The sequence below is a fragment of the Hymenobacter nitidus genome (assembly GCF_020447315.1).
GTDB lineage: Bacteria > Bacteroidota > Bacteroidia > Cytophagales > Hymenobacteraceae > Hymenobacter > Hymenobacter nitidus.
Window position 1 is genome coordinate 193,282 of the sequence record NZ_JAJADQ010000004.1, and the last position, 20,489, is coordinate 213,770.

The 20,489-nt window shown below is 60.1% G+C and carries 20 protein-coding genes; 5 read left to right on the top strand and 15 right to left on the bottom strand.

The features are described from left to right. The first annotated feature begins 187 nt into the window (after positions 1–187). Positions 188–1,204, top strand: coding sequence for a bifunctional heptose 7-phosphate kinase/heptose 1-phosphate adenyltransferase (locus LGH70_RS09195; RefSeq protein ID WP_226184940.1), 1,017 nt, complete (start codon positions 188–190; stop codon positions 1,202–1,204). A gap of 213 nt (positions 1,205–1,417) precedes the next feature. Here LGH70_RS09195 and hemE read toward each other — a convergent pair whose 3' ends face one another. The 4 genes from hemE to LGH70_RS09215 all read right to left on the bottom strand — a co-directional run bounded on the left by hemE (position 1,418) and on the right by LGH70_RS09215 (position 4,922). Then, a complete protein-coding gene (hemE, locus tag LGH70_RS09200) occupies positions 1,418–2,467 on the bottom strand; it encodes a uroporphyrinogen decarboxylase (protein ID WP_226184941.1) in 1,050 nt (349 codons plus the stop codon). Between the two features lie 175 nt (positions 2,468–2,642). Then, positions 2,643–3,080 carry a hypothetical protein gene (locus LGH70_RS09205; protein WP_226184942.1) on the bottom strand — a complete coding sequence of 146 codons (438 nt, stop codon included), beginning with the start codon at positions 3,078–3,080 and terminating at the stop codon, positions 2,643–2,645. 76 nt (positions 3,081–3,156) lie between these two features. Further along, positions 3,157–4,212 carry a UDP-glucose--hexose-1-phosphate uridylyltransferase gene (locus LGH70_RS09210; RefSeq protein WP_226184943.1) on the bottom strand — a complete coding sequence of 352 codons (1,056 nt, stop codon included), beginning with the start codon at positions 4,210–4,212 and terminating at the stop codon, positions 3,157–3,159. Positions 4,213–4,304: 92 nt separating this feature from the next. Next, complete coding sequence (locus LGH70_RS09215) at positions 4,305–4,922, bottom strand: MarC family protein (RefSeq protein WP_226184944.1); 618 nt, start codon at positions 4,920–4,922, stop codon at positions 4,305–4,307. 156 nt (positions 4,923–5,078) lie between these two features. Here LGH70_RS09215 and purE point away from each other — a divergent pair, with 156 nt between their 5' ends. Beyond that, positions 5,079–5,630, top strand: coding sequence for a 5-(carboxyamino)imidazole ribonucleotide mutase (purE, locus tag LGH70_RS09220; protein WP_226184945.1), 552 nt, complete (start codon positions 5,079–5,081; stop codon positions 5,628–5,630). 121 nt (positions 5,631–5,751) lie between these two features. Next, positions 5,752–6,918, top strand: coding sequence for an endonuclease/exonuclease/phosphatase family protein (locus tag LGH70_RS09225; protein WP_226184946.1), 1,167 nt, complete (start codon positions 5,752–5,754; stop codon positions 6,916–6,918). A gap of 8 nt (positions 6,919–6,926) precedes the next feature. Here LGH70_RS09225 and LGH70_RS09230 read toward each other — a convergent pair whose 3' ends face one another. Beyond that, complete coding sequence (locus LGH70_RS09230; RefSeq protein WP_226184947.1) at positions 6,927–8,072, bottom strand: FAD-dependent monooxygenase; 1,146 nt, start codon at positions 8,070–8,072, stop codon at positions 6,927–6,929. A 216-nt stretch (positions 8,073–8,288) separates the two neighbouring features. On the opposite strand from LGH70_RS09230, the gene LGH70_RS09235 reads away from it, so the two are divergent. Then, complete coding sequence (locus LGH70_RS09235; RefSeq protein ID WP_226184948.1) at positions 8,289–8,705, top strand: hypothetical protein; 417 nt, start codon at positions 8,289–8,291, stop codon at positions 8,703–8,705. Positions 8,706–8,815: 110 nt separating this feature from the next. Here the strand turns inward: LGH70_RS09235 and LGH70_RS09240 are convergent, their stop codons facing one another. The 7 genes from LGH70_RS09240 to LGH70_RS09270 all read right to left on the bottom strand — a co-directional run bounded on the left by LGH70_RS09240 (position 8,816) and on the right by LGH70_RS09270 (position 16,786). Then, on the bottom strand, positions 8,816–9,421 hold the full coding sequence (locus LGH70_RS09240; RefSeq protein ID WP_226184949.1) for a hypothetical protein: 606 nt from the start codon (positions 9,419–9,421) through the stop codon (positions 8,816–8,818). 172 nt (positions 9,422–9,593) lie between these two features. Next, complete coding sequence (gene dnaK / locus LGH70_RS09245; RefSeq protein WP_226184950.1) at positions 9,594–11,537, bottom strand: molecular chaperone DnaK; 1,944 nt, start codon at positions 11,535–11,537, stop codon at positions 9,594–9,596. A gap of 218 nt (positions 11,538–11,755) precedes the next feature. After that, entirely contained in the window at positions 11,756–12,412 is a 657-nt protein-coding gene (locus LGH70_RS09250) for an immunity 53 family protein (protein WP_226184951.1), read from the bottom strand. Beyond that, positions 12,358–13,308 carry an alpha/beta hydrolase gene (locus tag LGH70_RS09255; RefSeq protein WP_226184952.1) on the bottom strand — a complete coding sequence of 317 codons (951 nt, stop codon included), beginning with the start codon at positions 13,306–13,308 and terminating at the stop codon, positions 12,358–12,360. The genes LGH70_RS09250 and LGH70_RS09255 overlap by 55 nt, the downstream gene beginning before the upstream one ends. After that, positions 13,308–14,153, bottom strand: a complete 846-nt coding sequence (locus LGH70_RS09260) for a pseudouridine synthase (protein ID WP_226184953.1) — start codon at positions 14,151–14,153, stop codon at positions 13,308–13,310. Before LGH70_RS09260 ends, LGH70_RS09255 begins: the two co-directional genes overlap by 1 nt. 47 nt (positions 14,154–14,200) lie before the next feature. Further along, complete coding sequence (locus LGH70_RS09265; protein WP_226184954.1) at positions 14,201–14,602, bottom strand: hypothetical protein; 402 nt, start codon at positions 14,600–14,602, stop codon at positions 14,201–14,203. Positions 14,603–14,710: 108 nt separating this feature from the next. Continuing rightward, positions 14,711–16,786, bottom strand: a complete 2,076-nt coding sequence (locus tag LGH70_RS09270; RefSeq protein ID WP_226184955.1) for a VWA domain-containing protein — start codon at positions 16,784–16,786, stop codon at positions 14,711–14,713. Between the two features lie 175 nt (positions 16,787–16,961). Between LGH70_RS09270 and LGH70_RS09275 the strand changes: the two genes are divergently transcribed. Continuing rightward, positions 16,962–17,555, top strand: coding sequence for a hypothetical protein (locus LGH70_RS09275; protein ID WP_226184956.1), 594 nt, complete (start codon positions 16,962–16,964; stop codon positions 17,553–17,555). Between the two features lie 217 nt (positions 17,556–17,772). On the opposite strand, the gene LGH70_RS09280 is transcribed toward LGH70_RS09275, so the two are convergent. The 3 genes from LGH70_RS09280 to fabG form a co-directional block, all read right to left on the bottom strand. Next, positions 17,773–18,510, bottom strand: a complete 738-nt coding sequence (locus LGH70_RS09280; RefSeq protein ID WP_226184957.1) for a YiiX family permuted papain-like enzyme — start codon at positions 18,508–18,510, stop codon at positions 17,773–17,775. Positions 18,511–18,585: 75 nt separating this feature from the next. After that, positions 18,586–19,290: an efflux RND transporter periplasmic adaptor subunit gene (locus LGH70_RS09285; RefSeq protein WP_226184958.1), complete on the bottom strand. Its 705-nt coding sequence runs from the start codon at positions 19,288–19,290 to the stop codon at positions 18,586–18,588. Positions 19,291–19,618: 328 nt separating this feature from the next. After that, a complete protein-coding gene (gene fabG / locus LGH70_RS09290; RefSeq protein ID WP_135462973.1) occupies positions 19,619–20,368 on the bottom strand; it encodes a 3-oxoacyl-[acyl-carrier-protein] reductase in 750 nt (249 codons plus the stop codon). Positions 20,369–20,489 lie beyond the last annotated feature (121 nt).

The window sequence follows — 20,489 nt, forward strand, 5'->3', positions numbered from 1 at the left end:
CCTGAGCAAAGCGCAGGACCTTATTACAGTAGAACGAGCCGTAACAACGACTTCGACTGCCGTAATAGGGTCCTGCGCTTTGCTCAGGATGACAGTTCTTTTTTACTCAATCCCACTCTGCAATCCTGCATACCGCCCATCCCGCCGCGCCTGTTTACCTTTGCCGCTTCTCTTACCACTTGCCTTGATGTCGACTGCTGCTTCGCCTGCCACACTTCCCGCCGTATTTGATGCCTTCAACCGCCTGACCGTGCTCATCGTGGGCGACGTGATGATGGACGCCTACGTGTGGGGCAAAGCCAGCCGCCTCTCGCCCGAGGCGCCCGTGCCCGTGGTAAACGTGAGCCGCACCGAGCAGCGCCTGGGCGGGGCCGCCAACGTAGCCCTGAACGTGCAGGCCCTGGGCGCTACACCGCTGCTGTGCGCCGTAATCGGCGAGGATAACGGTGGCGACCAGCTGCTGGAGCTGCTGCGCGACAAGGACCTCTCGGCCGAGGGCATCGTGCGCAGCGCCGCCCGGCCCACCACCGTGAAGCAGCGCATTCTGGCCGCCGGGCAGCACCTACTGCGCATCGACTCGGAAGTAGAAACCGACCTGAATGTGCTGGAAGCCCGGGAGCTGCAGGCCCGCTACGAAGCCCTCATCAGCCGCGCCGACGTGGTGATTTTCGAGGACTACGATAAGGGCGTGCTTAACGCCGGCAGCATTGCCTACTTCATTGAGTTGGCCCGGCAGAAGGGCATTCCCACCGTCGTCGACCCCAAGAAGAAGAACTTTCTGGCCTACCAGCACTGCACCCTGTTCAAGCCCAACCTGAAGGAGTTGCGCGAGGGCCTCAAGTTGGAGTTCGGCGACACCGATGCCGACCGGCCCCAGTTTGAAGCTGCCGTAGCGCGTTTGCGCGAGCTGCTGCTGCCCGAAATCGTGCTGGTTACCCTTTCGGAGCGGGGTGTGTTCAGCGAGTCAAAGCAAAGTGGCCGTAGCTACATTCCGGCCCACCTGCGGATGATTTCTGACGTATCCGGGGCCGGCGACACGGTTATCAGCATTGCCGCGCTATGTGTAGCCCTGGGCCTGGAGCCGCCGGTTATTGCTGCCCTGGCCAACCTCGGCGGCGGCCTGGTCTGCGAGCAGGTCGGCGTGGTGCCAATAGAAAAACAGTTGCTATTGGAAGAAGCCCAAGCAACGGGTTTAATGAGCTGAAGGGCTGAAGAGCCAATGTGAGGAATGAGTCATTACGAGCAACGCGCGGCCATCCGGCCTCTGAAATGTACTGAGCTTTCTAAACTGAAAAGCCCTTTACTACGGCAGTAGTAAAGGGCTTTCTGGTAAAAGAGCGTTTGTCACTTCGCAGCGACCGGATGGCTTCGTCCTGCGTCCTTGCAAGGACAAAACGTGCCGTCCCGTAAGGACTGGCTAGATGTTTCCTTCGCGGGCCAGGGTGCTGAATTCCTTGACCGTGTTGATGAACACGCGCACGTTGTCGGGGTCGGTGTCGGGGTATACACCGTGGCCGAGGTTGGCAATGTGGCCGTGGGGACCGAAGCGGCGCAGCATCTCAATAGTAGCTGTCTGGACCTGCTCACGGCTGCCGTAGAGGGCACAGGGGTCGAGGTTTCCTTGCAGGGTTTTGCCAGTGCCGATGGCGGCGCGCACCAGGCGCGGGTCTTCGTTCCAGTCGAGGCCGATGGTGCGGCAGTTGAAATGGGCGAAGTCCTGCACGGCAAACCAAGCCCCTTTGGCAAACACCGTGACGGGAATATCGGCCGGCATGGCGTCGCAGATGGCGGCAATGTAGCGGGCCGAAAACTGCTGGTAGTGGTCGGGGGGCAGGATGCCGGCCCAGGAGTCGAACACCTGCACCAGGTTAGCGCCGGCCTCAATCTGGGCTTGCAGGTAGGCAATAGTGGTGCGCGTGATTTTGTCCAGCAGCTCGTGGGCCAGCTCGGGGTCGGTGTAGAGCATGCGGCGGGCCTTGCTGAAGGTCTTGGAGCCGTGGCCTTCCACCATGTAAGCCAGAATCGTCCAGGGCGCGCCGGCAAAGCCGATAAGCGGAACCCGGCCGTTCAGGGCGCGCTTGGTCACGCGAATGGCCTCCAGCACGTAGCCCAGGTGCTCCTCGGGGTCGGCCACGCGCATCCGGGCCACGTCCTGCGCCGATTTAATGGTTTCGGGAAACAGCGGACCGCGGGCTTCCACCATTTCGTAGGTAAGGCCCATGGCTTCGGGCACTACCAGGATATCGGAGAAGATAATGGCCGCATCCACATCCAGGGCGTCCACGGGCTGAATGGTGACTTCGGCAGCCAGCTCCGGCGTTTCTACCAGCTCCTTGAAGCCGCTCAGGCGGCCGCGCAGGGCACGGTATTCAGGCAAAATACGGCCCGCCTGGCGCATGAGCCACACGGGAGTACGTTCGGTTTCTTCGCCACGGGCGGCGCGGAGCAGGAGGTCGTTCTTGAGCATAGAAAAAGGCAGGGATGCCGGAAATCGGGCGCAAGTTACGGCCTGCGGGGCAGCAATACCTAAGAGAAGTGCAGGAGTAGAGCATAACTTAAAAGGAATAGGCTCTCAGATGTCGTAAAGTCTATCAATTTTAAGCTTAAGGAAAGCTCTTACTCTATTCCTCTATTTGTAGCATTTAGAATTGTAAGCTGCTTCCTAAAAAGACATTTACTGTCACAGATTTTCCTTTCGGAATATCTATATTTTTAATTTTTATTGAAAGAGAAGAGGTGCTAAGGGCACTTACATCTAGTTCATAGGAACCAGACTCAACCTCTTTTTCTGCTGCTCCTTTTTCAATATGAATCTTTTGGTTATTAAGCCAAGCGACACTTTCATTTATTTGGTTTCCAGTTGTCCTGTCGTAGATATTTAACTTAATAAATCCTTTGTTAACTGACTTATGATGACTATAACCTTCGATACAGTAGGTGCTGGGAATCAAATGGGCTTTATTTAAATCAACATGCTTTATATACTTACCTTCTGATTTGCATATATTTTTCTTGCTACAAGATGTTAAGGTTAAAGTGATAATAACGCTTGTGCAAATACTTATGATATATGCATTCATATAGAGGGGTTGGTCTAACCTAGTTGATTCACACGGAGTAATATTAAGATAATAGGTTGATTGTACTATTTTACTGTCACTTCTTGGCCGCCTGCTTATAATGCACCGTGGGCAGGCTGCGCAACCGCTCGGCGGCCCATTCGGGGGTGATGTCGCGCTGGGGGTTGGCCAGCATTTCGTAGCCCACCATAAACTTGCGCACCGCGGCTGAGCGCAGCAGGGGCGGGTAGAAGTGCATGTGTACGTGCCAGCTTTCGTGCTGCTGCCCGTCGGTGGGGCGCTGGTGCAGGCCAGCGGAATAGGGGAAAGAAATCTGGAACAGGTTGTCGTAGCGGATGGTCAGGTCGCGCAGGGCTTCGGCAAAGCTATTCTTCTCGGCATCGGTCAGCTGCTCGATGGAGGTGACGTGGCGGCGAGGCAAAATCATCGTCTCGAACGGCCACACGGCCCAATAAGGCACCAAGGTCACGAAGTGCTCATTCTGGTACACCACGCGGGTTTGTTCCCGAAGTTCCAGCTCCACGTAGTCGAGCAGCAGGCTGCGGCCGTGCTCGGCAAAGTAAGCGGCCTGCTGCACCGTTTCCTTGGCCGGATCGGCCGGTACAGTGCGCTGGGCCCAGATCTGGCCGTGCGGGTGCGGGTTGGAGCAGCCCATCATAAAGCCCTTGTTCTCGAAGATCTGCACGTAGTTGATGTCGTCCCGTGCGCCCAGCTCCTGGTACTGCTCCACCCACACTTCCACCACGTGCCGGATGGCGGCCGGCTCCATTTCGGGCAGCGTCAAATCGTGGCGGGGGGAGAAGCAGATAACCCGGGCCACTCCCGATTCAGCTTCGGCCCGTAGCAGGCCGCCCACGTTCACACTGCCGGCGGGCACATCGGCCTGCAGGGCGGCGAAGTCGTTGTCGAACACGAAGGTGCTGTCGTAGGCGGGGTTCACGGCGCCGCCCGCACGGGTGTTGCCGGGGCAGAGGTAGCAGGTGGGGTCGTAGGCGGGGCGGCTATCGGCTTCGGGCTCTTCCTGCTGGCCCTGCCACGGCCGCTTGGAGCGGTGCGGCGACACCAGAATCCACTCACCGGTGAGCGGGTTGAAGCGGCGGTGGGAGTGCTCGGTAGTATCGAAAGCGGCCATGACGGAAAGCGGTTAGAGGTCGGCTGAACGGAACAGGAAGAGGTAGATACTACGGACGGCGGGCCACTTAAAGCTGAAATGCCCCCGCGTTGCTACTCCTGAAACAGCGCTTTGATGGCCGTAGCCATAAAATTCACCCCGATAGCCAGGGTCAGAAAACCCATGATGCGGGCCAGGGCCGCCATGCCGGGCCGGCCCAGAAAGCGCGTCAGGCGCAACGACGACATCAGAATAATATAAGCGGCCACGGCTACCAACACAAAGCCGAAAAAAATCAGGCCCATGTCAAGGTAGGTCAGCTTTTCGGTAAACAGGCCGATGCACACGGCCATGGAGCCCGGCCCCGAAAGCATGGGCATGGCCAGCGGAGTAAACGAAATGTCCTCCTTGTGCATGCTTTCCTCCAGCGTAGCCTCCGACACCTTGGCCCGGTTGCCGCCCGGCGTCAGCAAGTCGAAAGCCGAGCGCATGAGCAGAATGCCGCCCGCAATGCGCAGGTGGTGAATGTTGATGCCAAAGAAGTTGAGCACGTATTGGCCCGCAAAAAACGATACCGACAGCACCCCCACCATATACAGGCAGGCCCGCAGCCCGATCTGTGCCCGGTGACTAGGCGAATCTTCCTCCGTCAGGGTCAGGAAAACCGGCATGGCCCCGAAGGGATTCACGACGGAAAACAGAGTGGTGAAGGTGGCTAGTAGTATTTCCATGTACCGAGGCGGGGAAGTGGAAGGCGGGTAAAGGTACGAGGGATTGGGTATCAGCAAACAGGTTAAAATGGTATGTTTGGAAAGCCAACCGTAGCATTACTGTCGCGTACAAGCGCTTAGAAGGCACCCCACCCGCCTTTTTTTCATCCTATTTGCATGAACACTGCTTCTCCCGCGGCTCCGGCCGCCGACGATTACCGTGATACCCCGCTGGTTGGCATCGTCATGGGTAGCCAGTCCGACCTGAAAATCATGTCGGCGGCGGCCGAGCTGCTGCGGCAGTTTGGCGTGCCCCACGAAATTACGCTGGTGTCGCCGCACCGCACGCCCTACCGCCTCATCGAGTACGGCGAAACGGCCCGCAAGCGCGGCATGCGCGTCATTATTGCCGGTGGGGGCGGGGCGGCCCACCTGCCCGGCATGCTGGCTTCCTTCACCACGCTGCCCGTCATCGGGGTGCCCATCAACTCCTCGACTTCCATCCGCGGCCTCGACTCGGTGCTGTCCATGCTGCAGATGCCAGCCGGCGTACCGGTAGCTACGGTGGCCATCGACGGCGCCGCCAACGCTGCTGTACTGGCCACCCAGATGCTGGCGCTGAGCAACGCCCGCCTGGCTGATGTATTGGAAAAGTACCGTACTTCGCTCAAAGACAAAGTGATGCGTACTATCGAGGAGCTCCGCAAAGGTGGATTCAGCGACGAATAGGTGAACTGGTAAGTTGAAAGAATGGCGGGTTTGTTGCTCACCGATCTTAGCTGCCCGACTTTTAAACTTCAACGCACCACTTTGTCAGCCCGCACCTCTACAACTTCACAATTTCCCCTCTGTGCCTGACCTAGACGCTCCCCTTTGGATTCTGCTGGCCCACGGGCTGACGCTGCTGCTCACGCTGGCGTCGCTGGTGGCTACGCTGCTGCCGCTGCTACGCGAAACCGCCTGGTGGATCCGGATTTTTGACTTTCCCCGCCTGCAGATTGTCGCCATAGCCCTGCTCACCATTGGTGCGGGCCTGGCGCTGAACTGGCACCAGCTGCCGGGCTACTGGGGCCTGGGGCTGCTGGCCGCATTGGGGGCCGCGGTGGTGTACCAGTCGTTTCGTATTGTGCCCTACACGCCCGTAGCCAGCAAGCAGATTGCCGACAGCACCCGGACCGATGGCGCCCGTCATCTGAGCCTGGCCGTGATGAACGTGCTGCAGTATAACAAGCAGGGGGCCCGGGCGCTGGCCGTGCTGCAGGAAACGGACCCCGACCTGATTATGGCCGTGGAAACCGACCAGTGGTGGTATGAGCAGCTCAAGCCCCTGGAGGAAACGCACCCCTACACCTGCCACGAGCCGCTCGACAACACCTACGGCCTGCTGTTCTTCTCGCGTCTGCCCCTGGAAAAGTGCGAAATAAAGTACCTGCTCGACGACGACGTGCCCTCCCTGCACGGGCGCGTTATCCTGGCCGATGGGCACACCAAAGTGCGGATATTCGGGCTGCACCCCAAGCCCCCGGCGCCGGCCGAGTCGAAAACCAGTACCAAGCGCGACGCGGAGCTGCTGCTGGTCGGCAAGGAAATCGGGGAGAAGGAGGAGCCGACCATCGTGTTTGGCGACATGAACGACGTGGCCTGGTCCCATACGTCGGAGCTGTTTCGGCGCATCAGCGGCCTGCTCGACCCACGCGTGGGCCGCGGCCTGCTGCCCACCTTCCACGCCGACTACATGCTGCTACGCTGGCCCCTCGACCACGTATTCGTGTCCCCCGATTTTAAGGTCGACGACATTCAGCGGCTGCCCTACGTCGGCTCCGACCATTTTCCTATCTACCTCAAGCTCAGCTACGAGCCCCAGGACAAGGAAATACAGGAAGAAAACTGCGAAGAGGCCGACGTGGAGGACCACCAGGAGGCCATTGAGAAAATACAGGAGGGCTTTGCGGAAGAAAAGGAGGAAGAGACCGAAGAGGCTCGGCAACCCGAACCCAAAAAGGAGCTAACTACCTAACAGCAAGCTTACAGCTCGTAGAGCCAGGCCATCTGCTGCTGGCTCACGGCTTGAGGCAGACAGCGCATTAGAGCATTGCGCACGCCCACCAGCACCGGGTTTTCGAGCTGGGCCATACGCCCCAGCTGCCAGGACATGTTGACGATGCGCGTGGTGCGGGGCAGACGCCGCCGCTCGAATGCCTGAAAAGCCGCCGTAATATCCGGAGTAGCCGTTAAGCAGTCGGCCAAGGCGGCCGCGTCTTCCACGGCCTGCCCGGCCCCCTGGCCCATATTGGGGGTGGTGGCATGGCCCGCGTCGCCGAGCAGCAGCACCCGCCCGTAGGCCAGGGCCGTCAGCGGCGGCAAGTCCAGAATGTCGTTCCAAAGCAGCTGGGCGTCGGTGGTGCAGGCCAGCAGCCCGGGAATGGGAGCCGGAAAATCGGCGAAGGTGCGTTGCAGATCGGCTACTCGGAATGCCGCGAAGTGCGGGTTGCGCGGTTCGGCGCTGTTCAGGCAGGCAAACCAGTAAACCTGCCCCTGGCCCACGGGCACGAACCCGATGCGCCGCCCGCCGTTGCCCCAGATTTCCATGGAACTGCCCACGGGTAGCGCCAGTTGCGGGGCCTCAACCACGGCCCGCCAGCAGGTGTAGCCCGCAAAGCGCGGCTGACTAGCCGGCAGTAGCTGGCGCCGCACCGCCGAGTGCAGACCGTCGGCCCCGATAAGCGCATCGGCTTGCGCCTGCGAACCATCGGCAAAATGAGCCGTTACACCCGCCGCAGTAGCCTCAAACCGCTCCAACCGAGTACCAAGCCGGACAATGCCCGCGGGCAGGCCGGCCAGCAGCACCCGCTGCAGTGCCGCGCGGTGAATTCCCAGGTTGTCGAAGCCGATTTTGCGCGCAAAGTAGGTCGGGTCCGTGGTTTGCAACGTCTGGCCCTGCTGGTTACTGAGCGAAAGACGGGTAATGGGAGTGCCCTGGGCCTGCACGGCTTCTTGTAGCTGCAACCGGCTGAGACTGCGCATGGCATTAGCGCCCAGCACCACGCCGGCGCCAATTTCCCGCAGCCGCGCGGCGGCCTCGTATACCCGCACCGAGTGCCCCTGACTTAGCAGCGCGTGCGCCGTTGTGAGCCCGCCAATGCCGGCCCCAATGATTATAAAAGAAGCCATAGCTCGTGTGATGGTATCCTGCATTAACTATACTGGTCGGTTCGGATAGGGGAAACCAATAGTATCGGCGTAAATATAACTTCGGCGTGATATACATGGTGTTCGACGGGTAAATAAAGCTGTTTAGCTTTATTTTGCACATCCTTTCGCCCTGGCTGCGCGTATTGAATTTGTGCCAAACTATGCTTGGCACTTCGCCGCCTGCTTATCTGCAACATGTCTGAACAAACGAGCCCCCGACTATACTTCGAAAATCCGGTTGGGCGCCTGCTGGAGCACCCCGACGGGTATGCTATTGTGGCCTACAACCCGGGCAAGAGGAATCTAAGTGATATGCAGGCCTTCCTGACCCATGCCAGCCAGCTGCTGCGGGCCCGGGGGTGGCGCAAGCTGCTCGGCGACCAGCACCAAATGTCGCCTTTCACGGAGGATGAGCGCACCTGGATTCAGAACTTCTGGGTGGCGCGCACTGCCCAGGGCGAGTCGATTTATGGCGCCGTGGTGCTGCCCCACGATGTTTTTGCCCGCTTATCGGTGAATCTGGTGATGAGCGAGGCCCAGGAATCGGCCCTTACGTACCGCCTCTTCGACAACGAAACAGAAGCCAAAGGCTGGCTGGCGCAGTTGCCCTAGCCGGCGGCCCTTGGGTCGGGACGCTACGCGTGCAATGGCTGTTGCCCCAGCCGAAAAGCCGCACCGAACCGCAAGCGCCTGGTAGCAGAAGTAGCCCTGCAGACCAGAACTTAATCTTTGGCTAGTATCGTCTGCCAGATAATGGTTTGGTAGGTGAGGTAGCGGCCCGGAATCTGCCGCTCCGTCACGGCGCAGGTGTGCAGCAGTAGCCGCCCCTGCGCATCCAGCCCAACCTGCGTCACGGCCCCTTTCATCAACAGGTAGCGCTGGCTAACCAGGGTGTATTTGCTGGCCTTGTGCTGGGGCTTGGGCAAGTCGACGTCGAACGAGAATTTCTGGTCGGTAACCTGCAGCCTGACGTTGCCCGGCTGCTCGCGCACGACGGCGCTGCGGTAAAACTTCTGGTCCTTCACGGAAAAGGAGTCGATATGCATTACCCGCCGGTTTGCTACGCTGCGCCAGTGGCCCAGCAGCCGGGCCGGATCCTGAATCCGGGTGGTCGTATCGAGCTGCGCGTGCGGATTGGCCGAGGGTTGGCACCACCAGGTCCGCACGCCGTCATTCCCGGTGAAAGAAAGACCCTGCTGCGTGCGTTTTATCTCCGGGGTCAGGAAGCGTTGATAACGCGCGTAGTCCTGTTCCCATCTGCTTGGGTCCAGGGCCGGCAACGCCGTGGCGTAAGTGGCCGGGAAGCGGAGAGTATCAGCCGCGGGCACGGTAGGTATAGGCCGGCGGACAGGGGTATGCGGTGAGGCGGCGAACAAGCCTGAGACAAGCAAGGCCGGCAATAGCAGGTAGGAATAGGAGAGGACCGAAGGCATACGGCAAAATACAAAAAGGGCCGGAAGCATTGCTTCCGGCCCTTTTTTATCTGTTCAGGTCAACGAATTACTTGTTGCCGTCAACTTCTTCGTAGTCCACGTCGGTCACGTTGTCGTGGGGCTGGCCTTGCTGGCCGTTGCTGCCCTGCGCGGCACCGTCGCCGCCGGGGTAGCCCTGGGGCTGACCCTGCGCGTCGCCTTGAGTAGCGCTGTACATTTCCTGCGAGGCAGCCTGCCAGGCGGCGTTGATGGCCTCCATAGCGGTGTCAATCTGGCCGAGGTCTTTGCTTTCGTGCGCCTTTTTCAGGTCGCCCAGCGCATTCTCAATGGCCGTCTTGTTGCCGGCGCTCAGCTTGTCACCGTACTCTTTCAGCTGCTTTTCCGTCTGGAAGATCATCGAGTCGGCAGCGTTTACCTTCACGATGCGCTCCGTCTCAGCCTTATCGGCTTCCTCGTTGGCTTTGGCCTCGTTGCGCATCCGCTCGATATCAGCATCCGACAGACCGGAAGAAGCTTCGATGCGGATTTTCTGCTCTTTGCCGGTGCCTTTGTCCTTAGCCGATACGTGCAGGATGCCGTTGGCGTCGATGTCGAAGGTTACTTCGATCTGCGGAACGCCGCGGGGTGCTGGCGGAATATCGGAGAGGTGGAAGCGGCCGATGGTGCGGTTCTGCGAAGCCAGGGGACGCTCGCCCTGCAAGACGTGGATTTCCACCGAAGGCTGGTTGTCGGAAGCCGTCGAGAAGGTTTCCGATTTCTTGGTCGGAATCGTCGTGTTGCTTTCGATCAGCTTGGTCATCACGCCGCCCATCGTCTCGATGCCGAGGCTCAGCGGAGTCACGTCCAGCAGCAGTACGTCTTTTACTTCGCCGGTCAGTACCCCGCCCTGAATGGCGGCGCCGATGGCCACTACTTCGTCGGGGTTAACGCCTTTTGAAGGCTTCTTGCCGAAGAACTTCTCTACTTCCTCCTGGATGCGGGGAATGCGGGTCGAGCCGCCCACCAGGATTACCTCGTCGATGTCCGACGTGCTCAGGCCAGCGTCCTGCAGAGCCTTTTTGCAAGGCTCCATCGAGCGGCGCACCAGCGAATCGGCGAGCTGCTCAAACTTGGCGCGGCTCAGCTTTACCACCAGGTGCTTGGGGCCAGAAGCGGTAGCCGTTACGTAGGGCAGGTTAATTTCCGTCTCCGAAGAGCTGGAAAGCTCCACTTTGGCTTTCTCCGAAGCTTCCTTGAGGCGCTGCAGAGCCATGGGATCTTTGCGCAGGTCGAGGCCTTCGTTTTCGCTGGCAAACTGGTCGGCCAGGAAGTTGATGATAACCTGGTCGAAGTCGTCGCCGCCGAGGTGGGTGTCACCGTTGGTGCTCAGTACTTCGAATACGCCGTCGCCGAGCTCCAGAATCGAGATGTCGAAAGTACCACCACCGAGGTCATACACGGCAATCTTCTGGTCCTTGTGCTTTTTATCAAGGCCGTAGGCCAGAGCAGCGGCCGTGGGCTCGTTGATGATGCGCTTCACGTCGAGGCCGGCAATAGCACCGGCTTCTTTGGTGGCCTGGCGCTGGGCGTCGTTGAAGTAAGCCGGAACCGTAATAACGGCCTCGGTTACCGTGGTGCCCAGATATTCCTCGGCCGTCTGCTTCATTTTCTGAAGCACCATGGCCGAAATTTCCTGGGGCGTGTACTGCCGGTCGCCGATTTTGACGGCTACCGTGTTGTTCGAACCGCTCACGAGCTGATACGACACGTGCTTCGACTCTTCGGTTACTTCCGAGAAGCCGCGGCCCATAAAGCGCTTAATGGATTGCAGCGTGTTCTGGGGATTGGTAATGGCTTGACGCTTGGCCGGGTCACCGACTTTCCGCTCTCCCTTACCGTTGTCGAGGAACGCCACAATCGAGGGAGTCGTGCGGCGGCCTTCGCTATTTGGAATCACCACCGGCTCGTTGCCTTCCATAACGGACACGCACGAGTTGGTGGTGCCGAGGTCAATACCGATTATTTTTCCCATTTGATTGGTTGTATTTTATGTGTTGGATGTGTCTGCGTCAAGGTGCGAATCACTCGCGCCGGACTAATGACAAGCAGCGTACCAGCCCCGAAAACGGGGTTTTTCTGTGACACATTGTCATTTCAGCCGAGTCAGGTGGCCGATTTTGCGACGGACTGACTTTTAAGGGGAAGCGGCCGGCTGAATAATGCTGACAGCTGGGCAGAAGTAGGTTGGGCTTAGCCCAACACAGTATCAGTGTAACCTAGGTTCGTAGAAAACAAATGCTCCTCAATAGTGACTGTGATAATATCTCCCGGTTTAGCTACAGCAACGGCGTCTGCTAAAGAAGTGGCCTTTAGCTCTTCAAAAGGCTTAAAGGAATTTTCATCATGTATGATGTAAGATGCGGAATCCTCTGGGGGGAAGAAAGAGAGAATCTTAAGCTGACATTCATTTACTATTGAGGCGTTTGCTAGGCGCCAAATGCTGCCGGGATAGTCTCGTAATGGGATACAAACTCTGTATTTGAACTTTGGGTCACCTTGCTGCGGTAGCACTTCATTCAGGAAATAGCTCAGAATCTCATCAAGGTTTTCAGGCCCGCCGAATGCCACAAATTGCTGATTTTTAATATGCCAGGATACCCAGTTCGTAAAGGAGCGTTCTACAGTTGACTGCTGCGTTAGTTCTGCCTTTTCAAGACAAGTTTCTTGTAAATCGATTTTAACCCACCATCCTGGATTGTCCAAAGTAGTTATAGAAATTCCATAGCTATGTTCCCAATCTCCATTGCAATTGATTAGATACCAGCGTTGAATACGTTGCAGAAGGTCCATAGCTATAGTCTGCGTTTTGAATAAAAAGCCAAAAACCCTGAAATCGTCGTTTGCCACTCCTGCGGGTACTTACGCCAGTAGGGCTCGTGGCCTGCACCGGGGAAGTCGCGGCGCTGCTTCGGGCCTGGCAGGGCGGCATAAATGGCATCGGTTTCGGCGCGGGTTACGCGCGGGTCGGCGGCGCCCCACATAAGTAACGTAGGCGTCGTAACGTGTCGGGCAAACGCTGTAGCATCGAGGTCAAAGGCCCAGAAGCCATTTTGCACCCCGCCCCAGAACACCAGCAGGCCGGCCATGGGAAAAGCCGGCACGTGCATGGAGCTAAAGCGGTTTTCGGCGGTCTGGAGCATACTGCCGTAGGGGCACTCCACGATATTGGCGGCCGGCCGGATGCCCAGCTCACTCTCGGCCCGCAGAATGGCCACGGCCCCCATCGACGCGCCATACAGGATAATCGGCGCAGCCGAATCCTGCTGCTGGAGAAAGGCAAAAGCCGCCGCCACGTCCGCCGATTCGCGGAAGCCCACGGTGGTCTGAAAGCCTTCGGAGCCCCCATTGCCGGCAAAATCGACCAGCAAAACCGAGTAGCCCAGCTGCCGGAACATGCCGGCTTCGGTCAACAGCTTGGACTTGTTGCTGGTGTAGCCGTGAAACAGCGCTACCGTGCCCCTGGCGCTTGCCACGGGGCTGTACCAGGCTTCCAGCTTACCATTAGGCCCCGGAATAGTAACCGTGCGAAACGCAAAAGCCGGCGCGCCACTGTTGCGGGGCTTGGGGTTTCGGATGCCCGTGAGCAGCACCCAGGCTTTATCCAGGACAGAAAGCTGCTCGGGGTTTTGGGTGTGGGTGCCGGGCTCATTGGTGAAGTGCGTGAAGCGCCAGGCGTGCAGAAACGCCACGCTATTCAGTGCCAGAAAACCCAGCAGCAGTAGCCCCAGCAGCCTGCGTTTCACTACCGCCCCGTGCTGCGGCCGCCACCCGACCGGCCGCCCGCGCCCGAGCTGCGGCCCGCGCCAGGCTTGTAGCCCGATTTGCCCTTGGGCTTGTCATCAGTGGGGCGGCTGGTTTTGCCCGCGGCCGGTTTGCCGGCACCCCCTGCTCTTGGGGCGCCCGACTTGAAGCCGCCGGGACGACCCGCGCCGGCGGGCTTGGCTGGGGCGTCCTCTTTGGCCGCGCCGGTGGCTGCTTTGGGCGCGGTGGTTCGTTCGCCGGGCATTTTGGTGGCCGAGTAGGCCGAGCGCAGCTTGGCCGCTTCGGCCTCGGTCAGCTCGCGCCACTGGCCAGGGGCCAGGCCCGCTACGGGCAGGTGGGCAATCTGCACACGAATCAGACGCAGGGTGGGGAAGCCCACGGCGGCCGTCATCTTGCGTACCTGCCGGTTCATACCCTGCGAGAGGGTGATTTTCAGCCAGGAAGTAGGAATGGCCGCCCGAAAGCGAATGGGCTTGCTCCGCTCCCAGATGTCGGCGGGCGGCTCGGGCAGCAGTTCGGCTTCGGCCGGAGCGGTGTAGCTGGTTTTGATGTCGACGCCGCGGCGCAGGTTGGCCAGGGCTTCTTCCGTCGGAACGCCTTCTACCTGGGCCAAGTAGGTTTTGGGTACCTTGTAGCGCGGCTCCGAGAGGCGGTGCTGCAGGCCCTTGTCATCGGTGAGCAGCACGAGGCCCTCACTGTCGTAGTCGAGGCGGCCCACGGGGTACACGCCGGGTACGGGCACGAAGTCTTTGAGCGTGGCGCGGCCGTTCTCATCAGTGAATTGGGTGAGAACTTCGAAGGGTTTGTTGACGAGAACGTAGCGCATCAGCGTAAAAACTTGGGGTACAGAGAAAATCAGGAAAAGCGGCGGGCTTAGCGCGGCCGGAGCCGGTGCCCCGGAATCAGCTGTACCACGTCGCCGCTGGGGTACACCACGAACTCGCCACTGTCGCGACTCACGTCGCCGGCTTTGGTTTGTTCGCGGTAGCTATGGCGCACAAAGGTACCAATCCGAACCTCGCCCCGCGCTACTTTTCCCGAAACTGCCGGTGTTGCGGTGCTGCTGTCGGCGCCGAGCCGGGCCGCGCGCACCGCATACGCCGCCGAATCCTGGCGGGTGAAGGGCTTAGTGTCGAACTCACCGGCCCGGTAGCTGGCCGGGTCGCCGAGGCGGTTGCTCACGTATTCACCCACCGCCAGCTCGGCCCGTTTTTCCGGAGAGTTGTTGCAGGACGTGAGCAGCCAAGGAGACATCAGGAATAAGCGAATTCGCATAAGAAAACAGTAGCGCGAAGCTCCAGCTTCGCGGTTCGTTGAACATCGTTGGTGCAGTCAAACGGCCTTAGCAACGATACGCGAAGCTGGAGCCTCGCGCCACTGCTGCTAGATGCCGCCCGAATACTTACGCGTGGCCCATTCGGCTGTTATCAGCGCCAGCAGCAGAAAAAACAGCCATTTCAGGTTAATCAGGTCCTTCAGATCTTCCTGCGTGTAGAGCACGGGCTTGGCGTTGGCCTTCTCAATATCCTGGGTGAGCTGGGCAAACTGGCCGGGATAGTACAGCCGGGCGCCGCTGCGGTTCGCCAGCTGATAGAGCAGGTTATGGTCGGCGCGGGCTTCCAGGGTTTCGAGCTGCTGCTCCTGCACCAGCAGCTCGCCGCGGTCCTGCTGGGGCTGGCCGCCGAGCGTGGCGGTGGCTACATAGCGGTAGAGGCCGCCGGGCAGCACGCCCAGGTGCAGCGGTGCCCCATCTTCGCTGTTGGTAAAGCTGAAGGTACGGGTGCGGCTCCGCTCATCCGTCAGCGCCAGCTTGATCTGCTGGCCGTAGATGCGCTCAAAAATAGCGTTGTACGTCTCGGCCCCGAACGTCACGTCATCGGCGGTGCTGAAGGCGTCCTGGGTGGGATACACATCGAGACGCTTCTTGTTGGCGTTGGCCGTGAGCAATTGCAGGGTCCGGATGATGAGCCGGTCGTAGGCTTCGGGCCGGTCGGTGTGGTCGGCGGCTTCCTGCAGGCGCCACTGCCAGCTGCCGTCGGTCAGGAGCGTGGCCTGGCGCTGGGCCGGCGTGCCCCCGAGTACCAGCAGCGGCTTCTGGGTTTTGAGGCGCCCCACCTGCTGATACAGGGCTACTTCGGCGCCGCTGTTCACGCGCAAATCTCCGAAGGGCACGGCCGCCGGCGGGTAGGCCCCAAAGCGGCGCAAAGCTTCTTCCTCGAAGGTGAAGCGCGAAAAAGCCGGGTTCAGCACCGGCGTCACTTCGTCGGTCTGGGAGCCGCGGGGCGTGATGGTGAGGCCCGTGCCGAAGGAGTTGTAGGCAGTAAAATCAGACTGGGCCCCCACGATGTAAAGGGTCGGGACTTTGCGGCGCTGGACGGCGGCCAGCACCTCGGCTCCCACGCCCCCGCGGGCCGGCAGCTGGTGCAGAATGGCCACGTCGTAGTCCTGGGCCTGCAGGGGTGTGATGCCGGGCAGGTAAGTTGTCAGGGCGAAGTTGTCGTTTTGCTGAATGGCGGCCCGCAGCGCTTTCAGATCGGGGTGGGGGGCGGCGCCGGCCAGCAGCACGCGCAGCTTGCCCTTCACTACTTCGAGGTAGGCGCTTTTATTGTTGTTGAGGGTGGTAAACTCGCCGGCCAGGGGCTGCACCACCACTTCGTAGCGGTGCTTGCCGGGCGTGTTGGCCGTGAGCAGGAAAGTCGTTTTCTGGCTGCGCCGACTACCGGTGAGCGGCACGCGGCGGGTTTCGAGCACCCGGCCATTCTCGCGCAGCTGTACCGAGGCCTCGCCGCTACTGAAGCCGCTGTAGTCGATTTCGGCTTCAATCGGGAACCGGTTGCCGCTAAAAGCTACCCGGTTGTAGGTCAGCTGGGCCAGGCGCACGTCCTTCTTGGGCAGCGTGTCGCCGACGGCTACGCTGTAAATCGGGAACGAAAACTCGGAGTAGACCGGGGAGCGGCCCTGGTTCACAATGCCATCCGACACGAGCACCACACCGGCCAGGTTGCGCCCGTCGTAGCTTTCCCCGATGCCGGACAGCAAGCCGTCGAGGTCGGACGAAGCGGCCTGGAAACGCAGGGAGTCGGGCCGGGCCGGGCGGGTGCCGGGGCTCAGCGTGCGGGTTTCGACCTGAAAGCCCTTGGCGCGCAGGGAAGCCGCCAGCTGGGTGAGGCCCGCCGTCGTTTGGCTGAGTACCGGCGGGGGCGTAAACAGGCCCACCGACTGGGAGTTATCCACGGCCAGCACAATGGTGGGCTGCTCCTTGGTCGTCGTCGTGGTCTTGACGAAGGGCGAGAGCAGCAGAAAGCACAGGAAGCTCACGACCACGAAGCGCAACGCGGCCAGGGCGTAGTTCACGGGCTTACTCCAGGGCGCTTTGGCCGAGTAGAGCAGAGCCGCGTAACCCGCGCCCACGGCCAGGCACAGCAGAATTAACCAGGGAGAAGCAGCGGTGGACAGCAAAGGCAGAGCGAAGAATGGAGCACTAAGAACCCCGAAGATAGCCGGGAAGTTGCTTGCAATAACGGGGTAAACGAGGTGAAGGTAGAAAGTTGTGGGGCAGAAGTTCGCCCACTATTCGCCCCGGCCCGAAAGAGAATAGGATATATTGTCGGCAAGTATTCAACAGTGTATAAGTATGCAGAAGCTATTCCCGGTGTTGTTCGTCGTCATCTGTGGGCTGTTTTTGCTGTGGGCTGAAATGGGGGCATCAGGGTTAGAACCCCTTGCCGCAGTTCAGCACCCGCTGGCCCTGGATTGGCAAGATACCCTTGAATTAAATGCTTCAGGACCATCCTGTACGGAGTGGGGTGGGACCCAGGAGGTTATAAAGGTTTATCTTGATTTCTATCAGGCGCAGCAAAATGGGTTAGACTATAAGCAGAGCAACTTGGCGCCACGGGTTGCCGTCTGGCTGCGGGATACGCTGCCTTGCCCTCAAGGGGGGCCGGAAAGACGGCTAACCCTGGTGGGCTATAAACTCTTGACCCTTGCCGAGGAAGCAGCAATTGTGCGGTATATGCAGGAGCTACTGCCGCACAGTTTGGAAAGTGGGCCTCCAGCTTCAGGAATTCCGTTTTCGGATGGCAATAGGTACTATATCAGGCTATACGGTAGAACAACAAAGAAATTGGAGTTCCTCGTGCGAGACAGTAAGTACGAATGGAATGACTTTGGGCCTCTGAGGCATAGGCTTTTCCCCAAACAGGTCGTTCTGGATGCCGGAAGCTAATCACACCCCCTTCTCCAGCCTCCAAGAATGGGGAGTAGTATTCTAACCCGTAACCCGCCCACTACTACGCGGCAGGCCGCCAGATGAAAATCACGGGAGCTCCTGTGAAAAGCATGCGAGGCCGAGTGAATTTCATGCTCGTTCCCGTGATTTTCACGGGCGCTCCTGTGAATTTGATGCCCCGTCCTCTGATTTGACTCCGGGTGCCCGCCAGATGCTACCGCACCGTTACCAGTTCCTTACTTTCCAGCATCCGCACCGGGGAAATAACTTTCTCATCCAGGGGAATATTCCGGCCGTACCGCTCGCGCAGCTTGGCCTGCACCGCCGGGTGGCTCAGGTCAAACTCGCGCAGGGTCTGGAGCTGGCCGATTTCGCGGCCGGTGGCGGTTTTGTACATCTTCCAGAGCAGCTCTGAACAGTAAATCCGCTCGTCGCTCCAGCCAAAGTAGAGGTCGTAGTTCTTGCCCTGATACTGCCGGCCGGCCGCTTGCAGGCGCTGCAGCACCTGGGGCGTCAGCACGGTTTTGGCGTCGCGCAGGCGCTTTACTACGAAGCGGCCGTCTTTGCCCCGGGCTACCCATTTGGCCAATGACGTTTCACTGACCGGCTGCACCGCTTCGTACACGCGCCACTCCTGGCCGCGCCGGAACAGGATGCCGCAGTGGCTGTATTCCGATTTGGTAGCCAGCTGAATGGCCCGGCTCTGCGCCGACTGTGAGGTCTGGAAGATCAGGTCGCCGTCGTGCAGCTGCGGGGCGGCTGCGGCCACGGCCGTTTCGGCGTGGCGCCCCGCCTGGAAGGCGTGCAGGCGCCGGGCAAGCCGGGCGGGTACGGAGAGTTTCCAGAGGCCAGCGGCACCCAGCACGAGCAGCGCCACGAACAGCCACGCCGGAACGCGGGTAATAAAAGAAGAAACGGAAGAAGCCCGCTGTACTGAGGAAAGCCTAGCCATGGCTAAACGTAGGCAGAAACCCGGGCTCCGGCAAGCGCGTGGCCGGCCGGGCACACGAGTTCTAGGGGCCGGCCGCTATTCCTGGGCTATCGACAGCGAAGAATGCAGCTGCCGGCGCTTGAGGCCGGGCCGGCCTTTAGCCGTTTCGGCCAGGGGCAGCCGGGGCCCGGCTGGCGTGGCGGCCACCAGCAGCGGCGCGCCAACAACCGCCCCGGCCACGGACTTGCGCACGTGCAGCGTGATTGTGGGCGTAGCGCCGGCCTCGTGCCACTCCGTTATTTTGCCCCGCACGCTGGCGCCATTGGCATGGGCTATGGCTACCTGCACACTGTCGCCGGGGTGTAGGCTCAGGCTGGCCGGGTGCAGGCGCACGAGCAGGCGCGTCTGGTCGGTGAGAACGGTGAGGGGCACCTGGGGCGTGAGTACTTCGCCCACCGGGGCCTGGGCGCGGGCAAGCACGCCGTCGTGGGGCGCGTTGAGGTAGGCCACGGCGTTGGAGGAGCGCACGCGCAGCTTTGCCAGCACCTGGCCCCGGCGTACGTACTGGCCTTCGTAAAAATAGAGTTCGACCAGCGTGCTAGGCGCGGAGGCCGTTATGGTGGTGGTCGTAAAGCCTACCAGTCGGCTAACTGCCTGCGGATTGGGCTTCGGGGCCACGGGGGCAATGGCCAGGGCCGGCGGGGTCGAGCGGAGCTGCTGCGGGCGGGGCCGCGGCCCGATAGATGCTGCGAAGCTAACGATAGTGGCCGCAAGCAATAAAAGTGCTACTAGAAATTTCATGGTTGGAGTTGCCCTCGCACACGACCCGGCGGCCAGCAGGCAAAAGCTGGTTGGGGAGGCACGATACTAAGGCGCTGGAAGTGACGGGCAGGCGCGATACGCCTATCGGGTAAGCAGACGAATGAGCGGCTGGCTTACTTTAAATGCCCGGGATTTTTTAGCAACGTACTGCCGGGCACCGGGTATCAACGGCGCCACCCGCGTAATGTTCAGCCCGGCGCCCGCCCCAACCTGGAATACCAGCTTCACCGCCTTGCACACCACAAAAAAGCAGCGCGCGGCCGAAGCCACGCGCTGCTTTTCTCACGCACAATGAAAGAGTTGGAGCCTAGGTCAGCATGCCGCCATCTACCTGCAGCACCTGGCCGCTGATGTAGCTGCTGTCGTCGGAGGCGAGGAAGGCGGTGGCTTTGGCCACGTCTTCGGGGGTGCCGCCGCGCTTCAGCGGAATGGCTTTGCGCCACTCTTCCACCACTTTCTGGTCCAGCTCGCCGGTCATTTCAGTTTCGATGAAGCCGGGGGCAATGGCGTTGCAGCGGATGTTGCGCGAGCCCAGCTCCAGGGCCACCGACTTGGTGAAGCCGATGATACCAGCCTTGCTGGCGGCGTAGTTGGCCTGGCCCGCGTTGCCCTTGATGCCCACCACCGAGGTCATGTTGATGATGCTGCCGGCTTTGGCGCGCATCATGGGCTTGGTGGCGGCCTTGGTCAGGTTGAACACCGACTTCAGGTTCACGGCCAGCACCTGGTCCCACTGCTGCTCGCTCATGCGCATCAGCAGGCCGTCCATGGTGATGCCGGCGTTGTTTACGAGGATATCCAGCTTGCCAAACTCGGCCACCACGTCTTCCACCAGCTTTTCGGCCTGGGCGTAGTCGGAGGCATCGGAGCGGAAGCCTTTGATTTTGGTGCCGTGGGCGGCCAGCTCCTGTTCCAGCTGCTGACCTTTCTCCACGCTGGAGAGGTAGGTGAATGCCACATTAGCCCCAAGCTGGGCGAAATACACCGCAATGGCGCGGCCAATTCCTTTGGAAGCACCCGTAATGAGGGCCACTTTTCCGTCGAGCAGTTTCGTCATGCGGCGAAGATAGGTTTTTTGGTTGTTGGTACTTCGTTTTTGGCTGAAGCTGCCTGCCGAAGCACAGCGTTTGTCTGCTCGGGCTGTACAGGTCGGACTGATACATTTCGGGTACGCCTCT